Source organism: Collinsella aerofaciens (assembly GCF_015558785.1).
Classification (GTDB): domain Bacteria; phylum Actinomycetota; class Coriobacteriia; order Coriobacteriales; family Coriobacteriaceae; genus Collinsella; species Collinsella aerofaciens_P.
The window spans coordinates 15,298-38,447 of the sequence record NZ_JADMOP010000004.1 but is presented as its reverse complement, the minus strand read 5'-3'; the positions used below and the strand labels follow the sequence as shown (position 1 = coordinate 38,447).

Annotated in this window: 19 protein-coding genes; all 19 read right to left on the bottom strand. The window is 59.4% G+C overall.

What is annotated here, in order from left to right; all coding sequences use genetic code 11:
• Positions 1–4: 4 nt before the first annotated feature.
• The 19 genes from I2G40_RS02915 to uvrC all read right to left on the bottom strand — a co-directional run bounded on the left by I2G40_RS02915 (position 5) and on the right by uvrC (position 23,145).
• Complete coding sequence (locus tag I2G40_RS02915) at positions 5–1,042, bottom strand: ABC transporter permease (RefSeq protein WP_022094885.1); 1,038 nt, start codon at positions 1,040–1,042, stop codon at positions 5–7.
• A 156-nt stretch (positions 1,043–1,198) separates the two neighbouring features.
• Complete coding sequence (locus I2G40_RS02910; RefSeq protein WP_195544122.1) at positions 1,199–2,875, bottom strand: peptide ABC transporter substrate-binding protein; 1,677 nt, start codon at positions 2,873–2,875, stop codon at positions 1,199–1,201.
• A gap of 291 nt (positions 2,876–3,166) precedes the next feature.
• Positions 3,167–3,421 carry a preprotein translocase subunit SecG gene (secG, locus tag I2G40_RS02905; RefSeq protein ID WP_006236144.1) on the bottom strand — a complete coding sequence of 85 codons (255 nt, stop codon included), beginning with the start codon at positions 3,419–3,421 and terminating at the stop codon, positions 3,167–3,169.
• Between the two features lie 164 nt (positions 3,422–3,585).
• Complete coding sequence (gene gpmI, locus I2G40_RS02900) at positions 3,586–5,139, bottom strand: 2,3-bisphosphoglycerate-independent phosphoglycerate mutase (RefSeq protein WP_055310511.1); 1,554 nt, start codon at positions 5,137–5,139, stop codon at positions 3,586–3,588.
• A gap of 5 nt (positions 5,140–5,144) precedes the next feature.
• Positions 5,145–5,912: a triose-phosphate isomerase gene (gene tpiA, locus I2G40_RS02895; protein WP_022094882.1), complete on the bottom strand. Its 768-nt coding sequence runs from the start codon at positions 5,910–5,912 to the stop codon at positions 5,145–5,147.
• Positions 5,905–7,095, bottom strand: a complete 1,191-nt coding sequence (locus I2G40_RS02890) for a phosphoglycerate kinase (RefSeq protein WP_006236149.1) — start codon at positions 7,093–7,095, stop codon at positions 5,905–5,907. Before I2G40_RS02890 ends, tpiA begins: the two co-directional genes overlap by 8 nt.
• Before the next feature lie 140 nt (positions 7,096–7,235).
• Positions 7,236–8,261: a type I glyceraldehyde-3-phosphate dehydrogenase gene (gap, locus tag I2G40_RS02885; RefSeq protein ID WP_055286941.1), complete on the bottom strand. Its 1,026-nt coding sequence runs from the start codon at positions 8,259–8,261 to the stop codon at positions 7,236–7,238.
• 193 nt (positions 8,262–8,454) lie between these two features.
• A complete protein-coding gene (gene whiA / locus I2G40_RS02880; protein WP_195544121.1) occupies positions 8,455–9,384 on the bottom strand; it encodes a DNA-binding protein WhiA in 930 nt (309 codons plus the stop codon).
• Between the two features lie 6 nt (positions 9,385–9,390).
• Positions 9,391–10,311 carry an RNase adapter RapZ gene (rapZ, locus tag I2G40_RS02875; protein ID WP_022094878.1) on the bottom strand — a complete coding sequence of 307 codons (921 nt, stop codon included), beginning with the start codon at positions 10,309–10,311 and terminating at the stop codon, positions 9,391–9,393.
• Between the two features lie 98 nt (positions 10,312–10,409).
• Positions 10,410–11,096, bottom strand: coding sequence for an N-acetylmannosamine-6-phosphate 2-epimerase (locus I2G40_RS02870; protein WP_006236154.1), 687 nt, complete (start codon positions 11,094–11,096; stop codon positions 10,410–10,412).
• A 141-nt stretch (positions 11,097–11,237) separates the two neighbouring features.
• Complete coding sequence (locus tag I2G40_RS02865; protein ID WP_195544120.1) at positions 11,238–12,203, bottom strand: ROK family protein; 966 nt, start codon at positions 12,201–12,203, stop codon at positions 11,238–11,240.
• A gap of 172 nt (positions 12,204–12,375) precedes the next feature.
• On the bottom strand, positions 12,376–13,296 hold the full coding sequence (locus I2G40_RS02860; protein WP_035138887.1) for a dihydrodipicolinate synthase family protein: 921 nt from the start codon (positions 13,294–13,296) through the stop codon (positions 12,376–12,378).
• A 68-nt stretch (positions 13,297–13,364) separates the two neighbouring features.
• Entirely contained in the window at positions 13,365–14,216 is an 852-nt protein-coding gene (locus I2G40_RS02855; protein WP_055286947.1) for an acetylxylan esterase, read from the bottom strand.
• Positions 14,209–15,186 (bottom strand): acetylxylan esterase, encoded by a 978-nt coding sequence (locus I2G40_RS02850; RefSeq protein ID WP_055310506.1) that lies wholly within the window; start codon positions 15,184–15,186, stop codon positions 14,209–14,211. The genes I2G40_RS02855 and I2G40_RS02850 overlap by 8 nt, the downstream gene beginning before the upstream one ends.
• An 80-nt stretch (positions 15,187–15,266) precedes the next feature.
• A complete protein-coding gene (locus I2G40_RS02845; RefSeq protein ID WP_006236159.1) occupies positions 15,267–16,094 on the bottom strand; it encodes an ABC transporter ATP-binding protein in 828 nt (275 codons plus the stop codon).
• Positions 16,095–18,110, bottom strand: a complete 2,016-nt coding sequence (locus I2G40_RS02840; RefSeq protein WP_022094872.1) for a dipeptide/oligopeptide/nickel ABC transporter permease/ATP-binding protein — start codon at positions 18,108–18,110, stop codon at positions 16,095–16,097.
• A gap of 3 nt (positions 18,111–18,113) precedes the next feature.
• Entirely contained in the window at positions 18,114–19,070 is a 957-nt protein-coding gene (locus I2G40_RS02835; protein ID WP_022094871.1) for an ABC transporter permease, read from the bottom strand.
• 155 nt (positions 19,071–19,225) lie between these two features.
• Positions 19,226–20,839 carry an ABC transporter substrate-binding protein gene (locus tag I2G40_RS02830; RefSeq protein WP_195544119.1) on the bottom strand — a complete coding sequence of 538 codons (1,614 nt, stop codon included), beginning with the start codon at positions 20,837–20,839 and terminating at the stop codon, positions 19,226–19,228.
• A 365-nt stretch (positions 20,840–21,204) separates the two neighbouring features.
• Complete coding sequence (uvrC, locus tag I2G40_RS02825; RefSeq protein ID WP_022094869.1) at positions 21,205–23,145, bottom strand: excinuclease ABC subunit UvrC; 1,941 nt, start codon at positions 23,143–23,145, stop codon at positions 21,205–21,207.
• Positions 23,146–23,150: the final 5 nt, after the last annotated feature.

The following is a 23,150-nucleotide window of genomic DNA, read 5'->3' as shown; positions in this document are numbered from 1 at the left end:
TCCCTTAGGCCTTATCCGACGGACCGCCAAGGCGGATGCGCGGGTCGAGGAATGCATAGCTAATGTCGACGAGCAGGTTGATCACCATGACGACGACAACGATGAGCGTAACGCCGCCCATAACGATGGGCCAGTCACGCATGCTAATGGCGCGATAGACCTCATAGCCGATACCGGGCCAGTTAAAGACCGTCTCGGTCAGGATGGCGCCCGAAAGCATGCCGCCAAAGTCGACACCAATATAGGTAACGACGGGGATGAGTGCATTCTTAAGCGCATGCTTGACGATGATCGCGCGATTGGAGAGACCCTTGGCCTTTGCCGTACGGATGTAATCCTGGTTCATGACGTCAAGCAGCTGCGAGCGCATAATGCGGGCGGCGTAAGCGGTCGAAACCGAAGCCAGCGTAATGGTCGGAAGCACATAGTGCATCCAATCCTGATACTGAGAGCTGGAACCGCCGGCACCCGAGATCGGCATGGAGATTGCACCGCCCGTGGCGTCCTTGAGGATGACGCCAAAGAACAGCTGCAGCAACATACCGAGCCAGAAGGCCGGGACCGCAACGAGGATCGACGTGGTAAGCGTTACCAAAATATCCCAGAAGGAATACCGCTTTACCGCCGAAATGATACCCGCACCGATACCCATAATTGCCTCGAGCACGATGGCGCACGCGGCAAGTTTGACCGTATACGGATACTTCTGGGCAAAGATTTCCGTAACCGGCAGCTTGCGCTGATACGAATTGCCCAGATCGCCATGAAGCAGGCCGTTCATGTAATACAAGTAACGGTCCACGAGCGACGTTTGAACGGGATCGCCGTTCTCGTCAAGAATCGCGTTGCCGTCCTCGTCCGACTGGACTAGGTGATAGCGGACGCGAAGCTGAAGCTCCACCTCGGGGGACAGAGCCTTGTCTCCACCGATCAGCTTGATCGGATCTCCCGGCACGATATTCTGGAGGGCGAACAGAATCAGCGTAACGCCCAAAAACACCGGGATGAACTGAAGCACACGTTTAACGATGTACTTACCCATACCACTCCCCTATCTAGGGATTAACCTAAATGGGATGCCGATCGCCAGACCGGCATCCCAAAATTACCATCAGCCAGTTTACCCCAGGTTAGGGAGAACTGTATGTTTCCCATGAGGTCTACGTAAATACTTGACCCTCACGGAAGCTGCAAACTCTTAGGCGAGCTCAGCGGTACCCAGCTCGGCATGCTTCTGCGGATCGACATAGAGGTGCTTGATGCGATCGGAACCGACGATGGTGTGCGTGTAGAACATCACAGGGATGACCGGGCAGTCGGCAGCGACCATTGCGTCGGCCTCCTGCATCTTAGCGACGCGCTCCTTGTCGTCAACAATAGTACGAGCCTCGTCGACCTTGGCGTCGAACTCGGGGTTGCTGTAACCAGAGCGGTTGTCGCCACCGAGGGAGTCGGAGTGGAACAGCGGATACAGGAAGTTGTCCATGATCGGGTAGTCGGCAATCCAACCCAGACGACCGAACTGATAGTTAAAGTTCTGATACTGCTCGAGCAGGGCAGACCACTCAGGGGTATCGGAGACAGCGGTAACGCCAACCTTGGCGAGGTCGCCGATGATGGACTCCATGATCTCCTTGTGACCGCCGTCCTGGTTGTAGGAAAGGGTCACGCTAATGCCACGATCCCCGTTAGCGCCAGCGGGAGCGACCTTGTCGAGGTACTCGTTAGCCTTGTCGACATCGTAGGCGCAGAACTCCCATGCGCCCTCCTTGTAGCCATCGATGCCCGGAGGAACAATGCCGTCGGCAGGGGTACGGGTACCCTTGAAGATGGTCTTGCAGATGGCCTCACGGTTGATGGCCAGGGAGATGCCCCTACGCAGGTCGGCGTTGTTGAACGGCTCGGCCGTGGTGTTGCAGGTCAGATAGTACGTGGAAGGCTCGGCGCCGAGCAGCATGCGCTCGCCGTCACCCATGGTGTAGCCGTCCTTGGACACGCCGCGATCCTTCTTGGCGGCATCGATCTGAGCAACGGGAACGTCGCAGACATCGAGGTTACCGGCCTGGAACTCCTTGTAAGCAGTCTCCATGTCCTTGATGACCTGGAAGTGGATGCTATCGATCTTGGCCTTGTCGCCATAGTAATCGTCGAACTTCTTGAGGTTGATCTCCTGACCATCCTCCCACTTGCCGTCCATCATGAACGGGCCGTTACCGACCGGTGCAAGATAGAAGCTCTTGACATCGGACTCGGCGCACTCGGGAACCGGGGCCAGAGCCGGGTGAGAGGCGACGAAGGGGAAGTCGGCGTAAGCGGAAGACAGCTTGACGACGAGGGTCTCATCGTCGGGGCAAGTAACACCGCTGAGCTCGGTAGCGTTACCGGCAAGCAGGTCGTCATAGCCCTCGACCATAGAAAGGTGATAGGAGACCTCGGAAGGGCCGTACTCGGTAGCGATGGCCGACTTGGTGTTGACCAGACGCTCCCAACCGAGCTTGAAGGACTTGGAGGTAACGTCGTCACCGTTGTGGAACTTGGCCTTCTTGATCTTGAAGGTAAACTCGGTGGCGTCGTCGTTGGCCTCGAAGGACTCGCAAGCCAGCGGAACGATCTCGCCCTTCTCGGCGTCGTAAGAGGTCAAAGCGTCAAAGAGCTGGTACTCGACCTGAGTGCCCTGGTCCTCCTGGACGTTATAGGGGTCGATGCAGACCGGGTTGTTGATGTAGAAGTTCAGCGTCGAACCGGACTCAGAACCGGAAGCGTCGCCGCCCTTCTTGCCGCATGCGGCAAGAAAAGCCATGGAGCTCGCAGCAAGGGTACCGCCGACAAAGGCGCGACGACCCATAACGGGCTGGTGGAACATAGAATCAGCCATGCCATCCTCCTTATGAGATAGGACAAAGTAAGTTCGGTCGGGCAACGTCAAGACAGCCCAATCAAACCATTCAAACGCGGTCCGCCGTTTTGGCTGGTTATACAAAGCGGACCAACGTATTGCAATACAGTAGCGCATTTTATGCACGATTTGGGGCTAATTCCGGTTAACGGTCGAGATTTTCTTTAGTTGGGCGAAGTATATGAGGATATTTTGACTCTGTTACAAATATGTAAACAAAAAGGGTCCCGCACTTGCGGGACCCTTTTCAAGTATTTACGCGGCTCGTGATTAGTAGCCCACGATGCCCTGCGGGAAGAAGAACATGCACAGCACGACGCACACGGCAAACACGACAGCCATGATGACGGTCAGGCGGTCAAGGTTCTGCTCCATAACGCCCGTGGCAGAGCTGGAGTTATACAGCGAGCTGGCAATCATATCCGAAACGCCGGTACCCTTACCGGAATGCATCAGGACGAGAATCGTCAGCGCCACGGCAGAAACAGCCCAAACGACAAACAGAAGAATCTGGAACGGACCCATAGATAAGCTCCTTAATAGAACAGTTCAAACTCCAGTACTGTACCACAATCCCCCGCTCTCCCCTACCTGCCACTCAAGGACGGGGTGGAAATGGCAGAAATACCAAAAAGGGGGTTGTCCGGTTGTGGACAACCCCCTTGCTAGAAAACGGTATTTGTTTTCTATTAGGCCTCGGTAGCGAGCACGCGGCCCGTCATCTCGGCGGAAGGCTCAATACCAGCCATGGTGAGCATGGTCGGAGCGATATCGGAAAGACGGCCGTCCTCGATACCGGTGAGCTTGGCCTTCTCATCAACGATGATGAACGGCACGCGGTTGGTGGTGTGAGCCGTAAACGGATGCTTGGAACCGTCGGAAGCAACGTCAAACATGTGATCGGCGTTGCCGTGGTCGGCGGTAATCAGTGCAAAGCCGCCCTTGGCGAGAATCGCCGGGACAACCTTGGACAGGGCATCGTCAACAGCCTCAACGGCCTTAACGGCAGCGTCGAAGACACCGGTGTGACCAACCATGTCGCAGTTCGCGAAGTTCACAATGTAGAAATCAGCGCGATCCTCGTTGATGGCGGCGACGAGCTTCTCGGTAACCTCGGGAGCGCTCATCTCGGGCTGCAGATCGTAGGTAGCAACCTTGGGGGAAGCGACGAGCACGCGCTCCTCGCCCTCCTTGGGCTCCTCGATGCCACCGTTGAGGAAGAACGTCACGTGGGCGTACTTCTCGGTCTCGGCAGTGTGCAGCTGCTTCAGGCCATTGGCGGCGATAACGTCGGCCAGGACGTTCTCGGGGAACGTCTTGGGGAAGGCGACCTCGACGTCAAACGTCGGATCATACTCGGTCATCGTCACAAAGTGCGAAAGCTTGATCTGCTCGCGCTCAAAGCCGTCGAACTCCTTGTCCGTGAACACGCGGGTCATCTGACGAGCGCGGTCGGGACGGAAGTTGAAGAAGATGGCCGCGTCGCCCTCGTGAATGCCCTCGTTGTGGGCAGCGAAGGGCTCCACGAACTCGTCGCCGCGCGGGTCCTTCTCGTAGTAGGCCTTGATACCGGCAACGGGGTCGGTATCAGCATCGGACGCGTTGACCATGACGTCGTAGGCGCGCTGGATGCGCTCCCAACGATTATCGCGGTCCATGGCCCAATAACGGCCCGAGACGGTGGCAACGCGAGCGTCGCAACCGGTCTCCTCGGAGATCTTAGCCAGGAAGGCGCAGAACTCACTCATGTAACCGGCACCGGACTGCGGGTCAACGTCGCGACCATCCATGAAGGCGTGGACGCGAACGGTCTTGACACCGTGCTCGGCAGCCATCTTGACCAGAGCCTCGACGTGGTTCATGTGAGAATGAACACCGCCAGGGCTCATAAGGCCCATGAGGTGGAGAGTCTTACCGTCAGCCTTGACATCGTCCATAGCCTTGACGAAAACCTCGTTCTTGGCGATGGAGCCGTCCTTGATGGCATTGTTGATGCGCGAAAGCTCCTGGAACACGATGCGGCCGGCACCGATGTTGAGGTGACCCACCTCGGAGTTACCCATCTGGCCGTCGGGAAGGCCCACGTCCTCGCCCGAAGCACCGAGCGTGGTGTGGGGGTACTTCTCGTACAGGCCATCAAGGAAGGGCGTCTTGGCAGCGGCGACGGCGTTCTCGCCATCGGCCGGAGCAAGGCCGCAGCCATCCATGATAATCAGGAGTGCAGGAAGATGACGTTGTGCCATATGTCCTACTCGCCTGCCTTGACGACCATAGAGGCGAAGTCGGCAGCCTTGAGCGAAGCGCCGCCCACGAGGGCGCCGTCAACGTCGGGCTTGGCGACGAGCTCGGCGATGTTGCCGGGCTTGGCGGAACCGCCATACAGCACGCGGATGCCGTTAGCGAGCTCCTCGCCGAACATCTCCTTGAGGGTCTCACGGATAGCACCGCAGACCTCCTGAGCGTCCTCGGCGGTAGCGGTCTTGCCGGTGCCGATGGCCCAGATGGGCTCGTAGGCGACGACGACCTGCTTGGGGCAGGTGATCTCAAGACCAGCAAGGCCAGCCTTGACCTGGTTCACGACGTGCTCGACATAGGTGCCAGCCTCGCGGACCTCGAGGGACTCGCCGCAGCAGAAGACGGGAACAAGGCCGGCGGCAACGAGAGCCTTAGCCTTCTTGTTCTGGTCCTCGTCGGTCTCGTGGAAGTAGTCGCGACGCTCGGAGTGACCGATGATGCAGTAGGTGCAGCCAGCGGACTTGAGCATGTCGCAAGAGGACTCACCGGTGAAGGCACCCTTGGCCTCCCAGTACACGTTCTGTGCACCGAGGGCGATGGGGGCAGCCTGAATGCGATCATGAACCGTGGTGATGTCGATGGTCGGAGGGCAGACGAGCACCTCGACGCCAGCCGGAACCTCGGGCAGAGCCTGAGCCAGCTCGTCGGCGAGCTTGGCAGCCTCGGCGACGTCGTTGTTCATCTTCCAGTTACCAGCGATAAGAAGGGTGCGATTAGGCATCGAGAAGCGCCTCCACTCCGGGCAGGGCCTTACCCTCGACGAGCTCCATGGAAGCGCCACCACCGGTGGAGATCCAGCTCATCTTGTCGGCCAGGTTGAACTTGTTGACAGCTGCGACGGAGTCGCCACCGCCGATGATCGAGGTGCAGTCGGCCTCGGCGACAGCCTCGGCGATAGCCTGAGTGCCGTGAGCGAAGTTGTCGAACTCGAAGACGCCCATGGGGCCATTCCAGAACACGGTCTTGGCGCCCTTGACGGCCTCGGCGTAGAGCTCCTCGGTCTTGGGGCCGATGTCCATGCCCTCACGATCGTCGGGGATAGCGTCGGAAGCGACAACCTCGGGGACAGCGTCCTCGCCAAAGTGATCGGCAACGCGGTTATCGATGGGGAGCAGGATCTTGACGCCCTTCTCCTCGGCCTTCTTGAGCATCTCGCCAGCGCGCTCGACCCAGTCCTCTTCCTTGAGGGACTGACCAACGGACAGGCCCTGAGCCAGGAAGAAGGTGTAGGCCATGCCGCCACCGATGATCAGGGTGTCAGCAGAGTCGATGAGGTGATCGAGCACGCCGATCTTGGAGGAAACCTTGGAACCGCCGACGATAGCGACGAAGGGACGCTCGGGCTCGGCGAAGATGCCGGTCAGCGTGTCGACCTCCTTCTCGAGCAGGAAGCCAGCGACTGCGGGCAGGTAAGCGGCGGGGCCCACGACGGAACCCTGGGCGCGGTGAGCGGTGCCGAAGGCATCGAGAACGAAGACGTCACCATAGGAAGCGAGCTTCTTAGCGATCTCGGGATCGTTCTTCTTCTCACGCTTGTCAAAACGGACGTTCTCGAGAACGAGAACCTTGCCCGGCTCGACGGCGGCGACAGCCTCAGCAGCCTTCTCGCCGTAGGTGTCGGCGACAAAGGCAACGTCGAGACCAGAGAGCTCAGCGAGCTTCTTGGCGACGGGCTCGAGGGACAGCTCGGGCTGGAACCCGGTGCCCTCGGGACGGCCGAGGTGGCTCATGAGGATGACGCGAGCGTTGTGCTCAACGAGGTAGTTGATGGTGGGCAGGGCAGCCTTGATACGGGTGGTGTCGCCAACGACGCCATCCTTGATAGGCACGTTAAAGTCAACGCGGACGAGAACGCGCTTGCCGTCGACATCGATGTCGCGGACGGTCTTCTTGGTAAAGGCCATGTTTGCTTCTACCTTTCGTACGTGTCTGCCTCCCATTACGGCAGACGATTTCCTATAAAAAGGGCGCGACCCTAGGGTGTAAGCCCTATAAGGCCGCGCCCTTCTTTAGACGCTCAACGAGCTATTCGCTAAAAACTAAATTAAGCAACGAACTTCTCGAAGTACTTGATGGTGCGGACCATCTGAGAGGTGTAGGAGTTCTCGTTGTCGTACCAAGAGGTGACCTGAACGAGGGTCTGGCCGTTGCCGAGGTCAGAGCACATGGTCTGAGTGGCGTCGAAGATGGAGCCGTGGGTCTCGCCGACGATGTCGCGGGAGACGATCTGGTCCTCGTTGTAGGCGAAGGTCTCGGGGATGGTCTCGGCGTAGGCCTTCATGGCAGCGTTGACCTCGTCGACGGTGACCTTCTTGTCAACGACGGCGTAGAGGTTGGTCAGCGAGCCGGTCGGCGTCGGGACGCGCTGGGCGGCACCGATGAGCTTGCCGTTGAGCTCGGGGAGAACCAGGCCGATGGCCTTGGCAGCGCCCGTGGTGTTCGGGACGATGTTCTCGGAGCAGGCGCGGGAGCGACGGAAGTTGCCCTTGCGCTGCGGGCCGTCGAGCGGCATCTGGTCGCCGGTGAAGGCGTGGATGGTGGTCATGATGCCGGACACGATGGGAGCGAAGTCGTTCAGACCCTTGGCCATCGGGGCGAGGCAGTTGGTGGTGCAGGAAGCAGCGGAGATGATGTTGTCCTCAGCAGTCAGCGTCTCATGGTTGACGTTGTACACGATGGTGGGCAGATCGCTGCCGGCCGGAGCGGAGATGACGACCTTCTTGGCGCCAGCGTTGATGTGGGCCTGAGCCTTAGCCTTGCTGGTGTAGAAGCCGGTGCACTCGAGAACGACGTCGACGTCAAGGTCGCCCCAAGGCAGGTTGTTAGCGTCGGCCTCCTTGTAGATCTTGATCTCCTTGCCGTCAACGGTGATGGAATCCTCGCCAGCAACGACCTCGTGATCGCGAGCGTAGTTGCCCTGCGTGGAGTCGTACTTCAGCAGGTAAGCGAGCATATCGGGAGAGGTGAGGTCGTTGATAGCGACGATCTCGGAGCCCTCATGACCGAACATCTGACGGAAAGCCAGACGACCGATGCGACCGAAGCCGTTAATAGCAACCTTTACTGCCATTGTGTCTCCTTTCGTAAGGCCCCCGCGAGCTACAGCGCCCGCCGTTGAGGCCCACAAACTAACCACTCGCCTAATATACCTTTTTTTTGACTTGAATTTCACGAGAATGCTCGAAATTGAAAATCAAATTTACGTTAAAACGTTTTAAAGACTAAAATAGCAGCTAAATCCATATATAAGTCGTTACTTCAAACTACCTGTTTGCTTCAATGAGCTTTTCAAGCCGTAAAACACGATGGTAGAGGGCTGACTTCGACAAGGGAGGGTCAGCCATCTCCCCCAAATCACGCAGCGACAGATCAGGATAGCGCTCGCGCAGGTCGCAAAAGACCGCCAAGGCGTCCGGAAGCGTGTCGCGCAAACCTCGCTGTTCGAGCTCATCGATCAACGCAAGCTGATGCTGGGCGGCACCCGCACTTCTGGTCTGATTGGCCAGCTCGGCATTCACGCGACGGTTCACATCGTTCTTAACCAACTTGACCGCGCGCGCCTCCTCAATCTCGGCAACGCTGCGCTTGGCACCAATCAGCTTTAATAGATGCTCGATTTCCTCGGCGCTCTTAATGTACACGGCATATGACCCCCGCCGTGCATTAACACGAGCATGGACCCCAATCTGCTCCAACAGATCGCAAAGTCCCTTGGCATATTGCTCGCCTTGCACCGCGATCTCCAAATGAAAATCGCCGCGCGGATCGGCCACGAAACCGCCGGCGATGAGCGCGCCGCGAATGTAGGCAAGCCTGCAGCAGGGACGGGCAACGATGTGCCGGGGAACACCAGCGACAAGTCCTCCCCTACGGTCGAGGATACCCAGCAGAACCAAGGCCTTATCCAGGTCTGGCTGATCAGGCAAGGTGATGAGGTAGTTTCGAACCTTATGCAATACAGATTTACGGACGGTGAACTCCGTTTTGAGCTTAAGGATACGATGCGTCAACGTGATCATCGTGCGCGCGACGGCTCCCGTCTCAGTCGCAACCGTCAAACGATACCGCCCAGAGCCGGCAAGCGAGAGCGTACCGCTCACGCGCGTGAGGGCGGCAAGCGTCGACAAGTCGCAGTATTCACATTCGGGTTCGCAGCGCGCAAGCTCGTCACGCACCTCGGCGGTAAACGACATGCAGGCCTATGCCTTCGTGTTGGCGCGCGACAGGTCGCGGTGGGAGATGCTCACATGATACTGAGCGCCTTCCAGGTAACGGGCCGTGGCCTCGGCAATGGCAACGCTGCGGTGCTGGCCGCCCGTACAGCCGATGGCGATAGAAAGCTGCGGCTTACCCTCCGCGATATAGCCCGGCATCACCGTATCGAGCAGCTGTGTCCAAGCCTTCCAAAACTCCTGCGTCTTGGGATGATCCAGAACAAAATCGGAGACCTTTTTATCGAGACCGGTCATCGTGCGCATCTCGGGATCGTAGAACGGATTGGGCAGGAAGCGGACGTCGATCATAATGTCCGCCTCGACGGGCATGCCGTGCTTAAAGCCAAACGAGAACACGTGGACGTCCATGAGCTGCTGGTCGGACAACTCGGAAAATGCCATACGTAGCTTGTTGCGCAGCGCAGAGGTACGCAGACGGCTCGTGTCGATAATCATATCGGCTCGGTCGCGCACGCCCTGCAGCTGAAGGCGCTCGCGCTGAATGGCATCGGCCGTAGTCTCCCCCGGCTTGGCAATGGGATGACGGCGGCGATTTTCGCTGTAGCGACGAATCAGCACCTCGTCAGAGGCCTCGAGAAACACGATGTCACAGCTCATCTCGCGCTCCTCGAGTGCGGCAACGGCATCGAGCAGCTCATCGAACAAGCCCTGGCTGCGCAGGTCGCAGGTGACGGCAAGATGCCTGCCCACGCCCGTATTGATGCCGACGAGTTCGGCAAGCTGGGCGATCAGACGCGGAGGCAAGTTGTCGATGCAAAAGTAGCCCATGTCCTCGAACACATGCATGGCCTGCGTTCGGCCCGATCCAGACATTCCGGTGATGATGACGATATCGGGGATGCGCTCCGAGCGCTCCGCCGCATCCATGGCATCTCCCTTTTGCATGTGCGCCTCCTAAAACAAGCGCGGGACCCGGCCAGCGGATCCCGCGCGATCAATTGCCTTTATTGAGTATACCGCCCCGAGCGGATACGAGGCCTGTCTTACGCCTCAAGCGCAGCCTTGAACCAACTTGTAATACTCGTGGGATGCGTGATGGCGGTGCCGACGACAACGGCCCAGGCGCCAGCATCGATCGCGGCGCGAGCCTCCTCGGGCGTGTGCACGCGGCCCTCGCAGATGATGGGAAGACCGGGGAATTCCTCGGTCGCCTGACGCAGGAGCGGCAGATCGGGGCCATCGGCCATGGTGCAGTCGATGGCAGCGACACCGTGAGAAAGCGTGGTAGATACCAGGTCGAAGCCCATATCAACCGCACGGCGAATGTCCTCGATGGTGGCACAATCCGCCATCAGGAGCACACCCTCCTCGTGCAGCGGGCGGAAGGTATCCTCGACCGACTTGCCGTCGGGACGCGGACGATCGGTGGCGTCGATCGCCACGATATCGGCACCCGCAGCAACGCAGGCGCGAGCGTGACGCAGCGTCGGCGTGATGTAAACGCCCTCGTGCCCATCCTTCCACAGGCCGATAACGGGGACCTCACAGCGACCCTTAATGGCGGCAATGTCGGCAAGGCCCTGGCAGCGAATGGCGGCGGCGCCGCCGAGCTCGCAAGCACGAGACATTTGAGCCATGGTCTCGGGCGTACGAAGCGGCTCGCCCATATACGCCTGAACGCTCACGACGAGCTTGCCCTTCAGGGACTGGATCAAAGGATCAACGGTCATGTTCGACTCAACCTTTCTCAAAAACAGCCTTCTGAGACACCGCACCTTGACGTTCAAACCGTCGCTCGCGTACCGAAGTACGCTTCGCTCCTCTTTCACGTCAATCTGCGGCACCTCAGAAGGCGCACTTGGTAGCTATGTTTATTTCAACGACGCAAGAAGGTGTTCGGCGGCACCGATGAGCGGAGCATCGCCCTCAAGAGAACCGATGAGGATCGGCGTGTCCTGAAGCGGATCGAGCGCCTGGCTGGCATAGCCCTCGTGTACCGAATCCTTCCACGTCTGTGAACGCCAATCGGGACCTTGGTGAATCACGCCACCCGAAAGCACGATGACCTCAGGGTCCAGGATGTTAGCGAGCGAGCCCAAGCTGGCACCCAGCGCAAAGCCGGCGTCATGGATGACCTCAGTCGCCTTTGCGTCGCCCGCGCGGCACAGGTCGTTTACATCGCGACCGACCGAAGGACGGCTGGGGTCGACGCGGCCAAAGCGCTCGTCGTACATGCGACCAATGGAAGTGCCCGAAGCAACAGACTCCAGATGGCCAGAACGCCCGCAGGCGCAGGGAATGCCGGCGGCAGCCGAGCACTCGATGTGGCCCATATGACCGGCAGCACCGTGGAAGCCCTGCATCACGCGGCCGTTCTCGACATATGCGCCGCCGATGCCCGTACCGATGCCCAGACACAAGACGGAGAACTTGCCCTTGCCGACGCCCCAGTGGGCCTCGCCCAGAGCATGAGCCTGCACGTCGCCCACCACGGCAACGGGAAGACCAAGGTCCTCGCGCAGACGCGGCCCCAACTGAACGCCAGACCAGCCGGGCATGATCTCGTTGGCGTAGGCGATGGCGCCCGTCTTGGGGTCGACGACACCGGCGGCGCCAATACCGATACCGAGGACCTCGACATCGGGATTCGCCTCGAGAGCAGCTTTGATGGACGCCTCGATACGCTGGAAGACGGCCTCGCCGCCCTCCTGGGCCTCAGTAGGAACCTCGGCCTCAAAAACGGGATGGGGCACGCTGCCGTCAGCCGGGTACTCCATGATGGCGGTCGCGATCTTAGTTCCGCCGATATCGACAGAGCAGACGTACTTGTTCTCCATGTCGTTCTCCTTCGGAGACAAAACAACAACTACAGGAAATGAAGGCGGTGTTATCGCCGCAGCTTGATAAAGGTTTCCCAGGTGCCCGAGGTTGGGGTGAAAGTGGTCGGGCGTTGACCTAATGGGTCACGCCCGACCACTTGAGCCTCAAGATCGGGTGCCTGGGGAAGCTTTACAGGAGACCGTTGTCCTGAAGGACCTTCTTAATCGCCTCGACGTTCTCACCGGTCATGGCCTTCACCGGGCGCGGCATGGTCGGGCTGTCGAAGATGCCCATGAGGTTCATAGCGGTCTTGAAGGCGCCGACGCCACCGGCATAGCCCTGGACGCCCGAGGTGACATCCCAGATGTGGGAGATCTCATTGAGACGATCCTGCTCGGCCTTGACGGTAGCCCAGTCACCAGCCTGAGCGGCCTTCCACTGACGCACGTAGCCCTCGGGCTCAACGTTGGCGAGACCCGGGACGGAACCGTCAGCGCCGCCGAGATAGGCGCCGTCGACAACAACCTCGTGACCGGTGAGGATGCTCATCGGATGGCCGTTCTTCTCGTTCTCCTGAACGAGGTAGCGGAACGAGATGTCATCACCCGAGGAATCCTTGACGCCAGCAAGGACGCCCTCGGCGCCGAGCTTGGCAAGGAGCTTCCAGGGGAGCTTGGTGTGAACGCAGACGGGAATGTCATAGGCAAAGATGGGCAGGTCGAGCTCCTCGTGCAGGATGCGGAAGTGCTCCTCGACCTCGGTCATACCCTGCAGGGCATAGAACGGGCAGGTGGCGACGAGGGCATCGGCGCCCAGCTCCTGGGCGACCTTGCCGTGCTCAATCATGCGCTCGGTCTCGGTATCGATGATGCCGACCAGAACAGGCACACGGTGGTCGACGATACGAACGGCCTCGGCGATAATCTGGCGACGGCGCTCATCGGTGGAGAAGACGACCTCGCCCGAAGACCCCAAGAAGAACAGACCATCGACGCCGGCATCGATCATGCGGTTGATGCTGCGCTCAAAGGAGGCAACGTCGAGCTGGTGGTCTTCGGTATCGGGAACAACGACGGGAGGGATAACGCCGGTGAATTTCTGAGTTGCCACAAGAATCTCCTTAGCTGTCTGGCGAGCGGCCCTATGCCGCTCACTCTTGTTGGCAGTGTCCAGGCCGTCTAGGCCAAAGAACACGGATAGAACGTTTGGTTAAAGAAGTCGACGACTTCGTTTTCGAACGCGTTAATACGCTCATGAGCGTATTTGGCATAGATGATATGCCTCCGGTCACACTCAAGACCGTTGAATACGGCAAACTGACCCTTGGGGTCGCTCACGGTATCCATGAGCGACGTGCCCATGAGCACCGATCCGCGCACCCGAGACGACAGAGCCTCGAGGCCACCGGGAATTGGATTGGCAACCGCCGTGCAGGCAAGTCCGCGCTCGTCCAGAGCAGAAACCGCCAGCGCGACACCGCCGCCAAGACCCTCGCCCCATGCAAAAATGCGATCGGGATCCATGCCATCAAGATTGCGCGCGACCTTCGCCAACGCGCAGCCCCAACGGACGCGCTTGACAAAAGCGGGCGAAGCAATCCCCCACTGCAGGTCGTCCGCACCAGCAACATCGTCATCCAGCGCGAGAACGGCATACCCCATGGCGGCAAATCTCGTCATGTGATGCCAGCCACGCACAGGCCGATCGATGTCGTGAAACATCAGGCACAGCGGCACGCGCTCAGACACTCGGGCACGACCGACAGGCTCGATCAAACGAGCGTGAATCGCATCGTCACCGAGCTCAAAGGAGACCTCCGAGTAACGGGCGCAGGGGTTAACAAAGTCAATCGCCGTAATGGCCAGGCCTTGAATCTCAAGATTCGAAGCGCATGTCTCTAAATCAGAAACATCTGCTTGGACATCACCGCGCCAGTCCCGATATTCTGCGAGCCTTGACGAAACCGTTCCAGGCATCTCCGCGAGCCCGGGGACGATCAGCTCGTCGATATTGCTCTCGCACTTAGACATGAGCCTCCCCTCCCTCGCAGAAAAACGGAATGATCAGATCGTCAAAGTCCTGAATCTCCTCGTGGCCAAAGCCCTCAAAGAACTCGCGTCGCTTCTCACAGGCCAGATTGTTGTAGACCGCAAACTGCGTCGCCGGCGGACAGACGATATCGGCTGTGCCCGTGCCAAACAGCACGGGGCATTTGACCATGGGGGCAAAGTTCTTGGAATCGAAGTACGCCAGTTTGGCATAGGCCTCCTCAATACGAGTCGAGTCCTCGTCAAACCAACGCGACCAATAACGCAGGCCTTCATAAGCGATATCGTCGGCATCCAGATCCCAAACAAGGCGGAAATCCGACAGGAAGGGATAGAGGATGGCAGCGCGATTGATAAGCTCACTATTAAGCGCGCAGGTCGCAATGCCCAAACCGCCGCCCTGCGATGCGCCGTTCACAAATACGCGGGAAAGATCGATGCCCTCGAGCTCGCGAACAATACGGCACAGAATGCGGATATCCTGGTGCAAGCGGACATAGTAAAGATTGGCCGGGTCGCCGTCGATACCGGCGACGATATGCCCAGCAACCGTCGTGCCTTCAAATCCACCAATATCCTCGGAGGGGCCACCCTGGCCAGGACAATCGAGAGCGATGAGTGCCATGCCCATGCCCGCAAACGACGCCTGCTCGAACCAGCTGCGGCTTGCACCCGGATAGCCGTGGAACTGTAGCACCAGCGGCACGGGCTCGTCCGAAACCGGCTGGAGATACTTGGCATGCAGGCGTGCACCGCACATGCCGGTATACCAGAGGTCGAAAAACCGACAGGTCGCGGAATCCGCAACCGAAGCCGCCTCAATCGCATAGTCGAGCTCGACGGCGTCGGCCTCGGCCATGCGGTCCTTCCAAAAGAGATCGAAATCCGATGGACGGGGCATAGCGCCTCGATATTCACCAAATTGCTGTTGTAGCTCCTGAGCACTTGGCATGGCTCGTGAACCCAACCTTTCGAAATCGCAACGGAGGTGCGCCCGGCAAGGGAACCGGGCGCACGGGAGGGAAAGCGAGGCTACTCGCCGAGCTTGGGATGCAGCAGCGACGGCGCAGCGCCGAGCAGCATCTTGGTGTAGGGGTCCTGAGGGTGCTGGAAGACCTGCTTGGCCTCGCCCTGCTCGACGATCTTGCCGCCATTCATAACGATGATGTCGTCAGAGATATAGCGGACCGTCTGGATGTCATGGCTGATGAACACCATGGCCAGGCCGAGCTCCTTCTTAAGGTCGGTCAGCAGGTTCAGAATCTGCGCGCGGACCGAAACGTCCAGAGCCGAGGTGGGCTCGTCGGCGATGATGGCATCGGGGTTCAGCGACAGGGCGCGCGCAATTGCGACGCGCTGGCGCTGGCCGCCCGAAAGCTGGCCGGGAAGAACCTCGGCGGCGGAGCTGGGCAGACCGGTGAGCTCCAAGAGCTCCTTGACGCGCTTCTCCTGCTCGGCCTCGGTACCCAGGTTGTGGACGCGCATGGGGTCGAGCAGTTGCTCGCGAACGACCATGCGGGGATTGAGCGCCGTGGCCGGGTTCTGGAACACGACCGAGATGACGCGACCCATGTGGCGACGGTCCTCGGCGGTACGTTTGGTAACGTCCTTGCCCTTAAAGTAGACCTTGCCGCTCGTGGGGGCCTGCAGGCCGCACATGACGTTGGCGGTGGTGGACTTTCCGCAACCGGACTCGCCGACGATGCCGATGGTCTGTCCGGGCATGAGCTTAATCGTTACACCCTGGACGGCGTGAACCAGGTTGGGGTGCAGAATCGAGCCGGTACGGGTCCTAAAGGTGACGTGGACGTCATCAAGGAAGATGATCGGCTCGACGCCGTTGACTGCGGTCTCGCTCATCTACATCACCTCCGCGTGAGGGGTCAAACCATTTGCCTTGAGCACCTCGTCGGGGAGCTCGGAATAGAAGTGCTCGGTGCCGGGCACGCGCTTGAAGACCGGACGGGTGTCCAGGCCAATGCGCGGATGGCTCGAGCGGGGTGCGAAGCGATCGCCCTTGGGGAAATCGCGCGGGCTCGGAACGGCGCCGGGCACCTGGTGCAGGCGGCCCGAACCGCTCTCGATGGACAGGACGGAACCCAGAAGGCCGCGGGTGTACTCGTGAATCGGGTTGGTGAGCAGCTCCTTGGTGGGCGCCTGCTCGATAACCTGGCCGGCGTACATAACCGTGATGTTATGAGCGACCTCGGCGACCAGTGCCAGGTCGTGCGAAACGAAGATCATGGCAAAGCCGAGCTTGGCCTGAAGATCGTTAAGCAGCTTGATGACCTGCTTCTGGACGGTAACGTCCAGAGCGGTCGTGGGCTCGTCGCAGATGACCAGTTTGGGGTCGCGGGTAAGGGCCATAGCGATCAGAACGCGCTGACGCTGACCACCGGAAAGCTCATGCGGATAGCTCTCGAGCGTACGCTTGGGGTCGAGGCCCACGAGCTCCAGGAGCTCCTCGGCGCTACGGGTACCGCCGCGCTTGGTGAGCTGCTTCATCTGGGCGGAAATGAGCATGGAGGGGTTGAGCGAGGACAGGGCGTCCTGATAGACCATGGCGATATCGGTACCGCGCAGGCCGAACCACTCCTTCTTGCTCATCTTGAGCAGGTCGCGGCCCTCCCAGAGAACCTCACCGGAAAGATGCTCGTCATCGTCGGTCAGGCCCATGATGGCCAGCGTGGTGATGGACTTACCGCAGCCGGACTCACCGACCAGGCCCATGGTCTGGCCAGGACGGACATCAAAGTTGACATGATCGACGACGTTGATATCACCGTGGTGCTCAAACTGGATGCAGAAATCACGGACCGAAAGGATCGGCTCAACGGACTCATCGGGCACATGGCGGTCGTTACGCTTGAGCTCGACATCGCGCAGGGCGCCAAGACGGGCGGACAGGGACTGAGCCTGCTCCTTGTAAGCGCGAACAGGGTCGGAGACCAGCAGGTCGGCCTCGCGGCGCTTGGAGGAATCGGTCGGATCCAGGGCGGCGGAGGGAGCAGCGGCCATGGCGTCGGTAATGCCCTCGGAGAGGATGTTGAGCGCCAGGCAGGTGATCATGATAGCCAGACCCGGGAACAGCGCCTGCCACCAACGGCCAGCGAGCACGCCACCGCGGGCGTCGGCGAGGATGTTGCCCCAGGTAGCGGTGGGCTCCTGGATACCAGCGCCGATAAAGGTCAGCGAGGCCTCGAAGATGATGGCGTCGGCGACCAGGGTAACGGTGAAGACCATGATCGGGGCGATGCAGTTACGCAGAACATGCTTGATCAAAATCCACGGAGCCTTGGCGCCGGAAACGATGACCGCGCGGACATAGTCCTCGCCGTACTCGGACACGATGTTGGCGCGCACGATACGGGCAATCTGCGGAGTGTACATAAAGCCAATGGCGAAGATGATCGACGGCACGGAATTGCCCAGGATGGAGACGAAGACGGCAGCGAGGGCGATGCCCGGGATGGACATGATGATGTCCAGGATGCGCATGATCGCCTCGGAAACGGACTTGCGCGAAACCGCCGCGAGGGCGCCCACGACCGAGCCGCAGACCAGAGCCATGGCAGTAGCACCGAAGCCGATGATCAGCGAGTAACGGCCACCGTAAAGCATACGCGACAGGATGTCGCGGCCCTTATCGTCGGTACCGAAGATAAATCCATTGCCGGGAGCCTGGCGAGCCGTAAAGATCTCGACCGGGCTATAGGGGGCAAGAAGGGGCGCCAGAATCGCAGTCAGGGCGACCAGCACCAGCACGACGGCGGCAATCTTAGAAGACAACGTCATCTTCTTCCAGCCACCGAGCTTGAGCCCCTTGGAGGCAGCCTTCTCGAGCTGCTCGGTTTGCTTCTCTCGAATCTTTACCATAATCTACACCGTCCTGATGCGCGGGTTGATGAGCAGGTAGAGCATGTCAACCACGATGTTGATGATGATGAAGGCAAGAGCAACGACGATGACGACGCCCTGAACCAGGTTCGCCTCGTTGCCCTGAACGCCCTGCAGAATCGCAGTACCCATGCCGGGGAGGTTGAAGATGACCTCGATGACGACGGCGCCGCCCATAAGGTAACCGATCTTAAGACCGAGGGTGGTGACCGGGGTGATCAGCGCGTTGCGCAAAACGTTGATGCCGACGACGACCTTCTCGGGAACGCCGGCGCCACGGGCCATGCGGACGTAGTCCTTGTCGAGCTCCTCAACCATGGCGGTACGCACGATACGAGTCATCTGGCCCGTCAGCGGGAATGCCAGAGCGATAGCGGGCATGATCATACGTCCCAGATAGCCAGCCGGGTTGGTGGTGAAGTGAGGCAGAGCACCGGATGCCGGGAGCACCTTAAGGTAGGAAGAGAACAGCAGGATCAACAGAACGGCAAGCCAGAACGACGGGGTTGCCAAGCCGGCGATGGAAAAGACGCGGATCACTTGGTCCGGCCATTTATCGCGATACAGTGCCGCGATGACGCCGAGCAAAAACGAGACGACCGCGCCGATGGCAAGACCGATGAAGGTCAGCTGCATCGTGACGGGCAGGGCCGTGGAGATGCGCTTGGCAACGGAGTTGCGAGCAGCACCATAGGTGCCCATGTCACCATGGATCAGATCGCCCATGTAGCGCACGTAGCGCACGGGCCAGGGGTCGTCCAGACCATACTTCTCATGGTACTCGGCAACCGCCTCGGGCGAGGCACCGTCACCCAACGCCGTATAGGCGGGGTCGGTCTTGGAGAACGACATAAGGAAGAACACCAGGACGGTGACGCCCAATGCCATGATCGGCAGCGCCACGAGACGCCTTCCAATCAAACGTAGAAAGTTGTTCACGTTCTCTCCCCTTTCTTTTGTCGGTAGGACCAACTGGTATATGAGTATGGATACTCATTACAAGACCCGAGCGACATCGAGGCCGCCCGGGTCTTTGTTTCAACTATGAGGACGTTGCCTTACGACCGACGCCCCACATATGACTCAAACGAGTCTTAGGCCTTGACGGTCGCGACGCCCCTGAAGGACATGCTCGTCGTGCCGATGCCCTTGAAGCCATCGAGGGCCTCGCCGTTGGGCGCGGTAGACGGATCGTCCCAGGAAGCGGAGACGGTCTTGACGTGGACAACGGGGTACAGAACAGCGTTGTCGGCGATGATGTCGAAGCACTCGTTCCACTTCTTCTGCTGCTCGTCGCCCTCGGCGGCAAGAGCCTCGTCCATGAGACCGTGGAGCTTCTCCCACTCAGCAGACTCCTTCCACGGGCAACGGGTCTGCATCCAGACGTTGTCGCCGTACCACCAGTTGAGCAGCAGGTCGGGGTCAGCGCCGAAGCAGGACGGATCGCCAGGGGCAAGGAGGATATCGTAGGCCTCGCCGCCGTCGATGGCAGCGTAGGTGGCCGGCGAGGTATCGGTCTGGATGGTCACATCGAAGCCGAGAGCGTCGAGGTCGTTCTTGACCTGGGCGGCCATGCCCTTAATCTGCTCGTTGTCGGTGGTGCGCAGGGTGATGGCACCCGGGGTGATGCCGGACTCCTCGATGAGCTTCTTGGCCTTCTTGGCGTCGGTCTTGTACACCGTGGAAGCCTCATGATAGTTGGTGAAGCTCTTGGGCAGGTAGCAGCTGGCAGCGGTGGCAAGGCCGGCGAAGGTGTTGGTGATCATCTTCTCGGTGTCGAGCGCGTACATGACGGCCTGACGGACCTTGACGTTGTTCCAAGGCTCCTTGGCGACGTTGAACATGATGAAGCGGGTGCCGAAGCCCTGGACGTTGTCGATCTTGCAGCCAGCGCTCTCGAGCTGGTCGACGGCGTCAGCGGTGACGAGCTCCATAACGAGCGTGGAGCCTTCCTGCTGGGCGGTAACGCGAGCGGTGGGGTCGGTCAGGATGCTGTACTGGATCTTCTTATCCTCGGCAGCATACTCACCGTTGTACTCGGGGTTGGGAACCAGGGTGATCTCGGTATCGGAGATAGAGTCGTACATCCAGGGGCCGGAACCGATCGGCTGCTTGGCGCGATCCTCCTCGGACTGAGTAGCCGGGGTAACACGGATGATGGCCAGACGATCCTTGAGCAGGGAGAAGTTGGGGACCTTGGTCTTGACCGTTACAGTGCTGGCATCCTTGGCCTCGATGGACTCGAAGGGCTGGAAGAACGGAGCATAGGTAGCGGAAGCGGCGCAAGCGGTGTAGGAGGCAACGACATCGTCAGCGGTGACCTCGGTACCATCGGAGAACTTGGCGCCCTTGCGGATGGTGACCTCGAAGGTAGTGTCGTCCACGGACTTGGGATCGTCGGTGGCGAGCTCGTTGAAGGTGCTGTAGTCGTGGTAATCGATGCCGTAGAGACCCTCGACGACGTGCCAGTTAGCACCCAGGCCCACAGCGGAGCCGGTGCTGGCGGGATCGAAGCTGGACGGAGCGTAAGCGGAACCAGCGGTAATCACACCGCCGCCACGGTTGGCGGAATCGGCGGAACCGGAAGCGGAACCCTCGTCGTTGGAGCTGCCACCGCAGCCGGTGAGACCAAGCCCTGCGACAGCAGCGACGCTGCCGGTGAGGCCGAGGAACGAACGCCTGGACATACCCTTGTTGATGATGGCCATGTCTTCTCCTATCAATAGAGAATCTTACCCGGGAGCACCTAGACTTGCCCCCGCGCAACTTGCGGACGATATATACCTTACCTACCGACGAACCCAACTGAGGTGCCGCGCTCGGCGACCGATACATACATACGCTTGAACGGTATTTACTACCGTTCACCGAATTCATTGACAAACGATTCGCCAGACAGTATGTATCGACGAGGTGAGATATCAGTCATCGTCAACCCGCAGGATAGCAGGGTTGTTCACCATGGCTAGTCAAACGTTTTAGCGTTAATAAAACCCGAAATCGACAGGTAATCGCCGCGAAATAAATGATTGAAAATCGACCAATCATGTATATCAGTTGTTTAGAAGCGCGTTTAGTTTTCGGAACGGTTGGCCGATGCCTGGGCGCGTTCGGCATTCCATGCAACAAGTGCCTCGTGGACCGCTTTGGCGACATCGGCCGGAACGCCTCGAACTTCCGCGATCTCTTGCTCGCTCGCCGCGCGCAAACGCTTCATCGAGCCAAAATGGCGCATAAGGGCACGTTTTCTGGTGGGTCCCACGCCTGGAACGTCATCGAGTACCGAAACCGTCATGGCTTTATCGCGCAATTCGCGATGGAACGTGATGGCAAAACGGTGCGATTCATCGCGCACCTGTTTGATTAGATAGAGCGACGCGGACCCGGTCGGAAGCACGACTGGAGTCTCGTCCCAAGGCACGAAAACCTCCTCATCGGCCTTTGCCAAGCCACAAACTGGTATATCGAGCCCAAGAGCCTCAAGTTGCTTGATCGCAGCGGTCAATTGCGGCTTACCGCCATCGACAACGAGCAAATCGGGGCGCGATCCAAAGCGCTCGTCGGCCATGCGCTCGGGAGCATAGCGTCGTCCCAAAACCTCGGACATCGACACGAAGTCGTTTGCCTCGTCCAATTCGGCCTGAATTTTAAAACGACGGTACTGGCTCTTGTCGGCGCGTCCGTTGGTAAACACCACCATCGAGGCGACGGTAAAGGTTCCGTGCAGCGTCGAGATATCGAAGCACTCGATACGCATCGGCGGCGCTGGCAGCGCCAGCGCGCTTTCGAGCTCCAGGAGCGCCTGATTGGTGCGGTCGTCAGCGTACCCCGTTCGCATCATGTAGCGCATGAGGGCATGGCGCGCATTTTTGGATGCCATATCGAGCAAACGGTGCTTTTCGCCACGCTGCGGCCTATGGAGATGGCAGGAACGCTCGCGCTTGCCCGCAAGCCATTCCCCCAGCGCCTCCGCATCCTCAAGCTCGACGGAAAGGTTGACCTCAGCTGGAATATCAGCCGTCTCGTCGTAATAGCGCTTAAGAAAGCCCGACTGGAGCTCTTCCTCGTCAACATCAAGACCCTTGTCGAGAATGAACTCGCAGGTGCGAACTGTTCGGCCCTCGCGAACGACGAAGACGCAAGCGGCGGAGATGGTCTCCTCGCGATAGAACCCGATGACATCGATATCGACACTGGAGGGAAAAACGACTTGCTGACGATCGTCCAGACCCCTGATGACCTCCAAACGACGTTTGACGCGTGCCGCGCGCTCAAAGTCGAGCGCCTCGGCGGCATCCGTCATCTCGGAGGTCAGCTCATCGACGACATCCTTGCGATGGCCCGACAAAAAGCGCTCGACACGCTTGACGTTCTTGGCATAGTCTGCCGGGGAAATCGCGCCGACACACGCACCCGGGCCGCGCCCGACATGGTAGTCAAAGCAGGGACGCCCGTTTTGCGCGCAAATCATATTGACGATGTCTTCCTCGCCCTTGTGGGACTCAACGATACGGCGACAACGACGCCACTCCGCACAGGATGCGGAGCAGATGGGAATAACCTTGCGCAGCGTATCTATCGTCTCACGTGCCGCACGGCTATCGGTATAGGGTCCAAAATAGCGCGTTCCCGGCTTATGACGCTCACGCGTATATTTGATAGCGGGATACAGGTCGCCCTTTGTAATGGCGATAAAGGGGTAGCTCTTGTCATCCTTGAGGTCGACGTTAAAGTACGGATGGTACTGACCAATCAAATTGCGCTCGAGCACCAACGCCTCATGCTCGGTCTCCACCACGATATAGTCAAAGCTCGCCACCAGCTGCATCATCAGCGGAATCTTTTGACGCTCATCCTGCAGTGTCACGTATTGACGCATGCGGGCGCGTAGGTTTTTCGCCTTGCCCACGTAGATGACATCGCCCTTGGCATCCTTCCAAAGGTAGCATCCGGGCTGTGTGGGAACGCGCGAAACCTGCTCGGCAAGCGTTGGAATGTTGTCGTGACCGGCCACGCGCA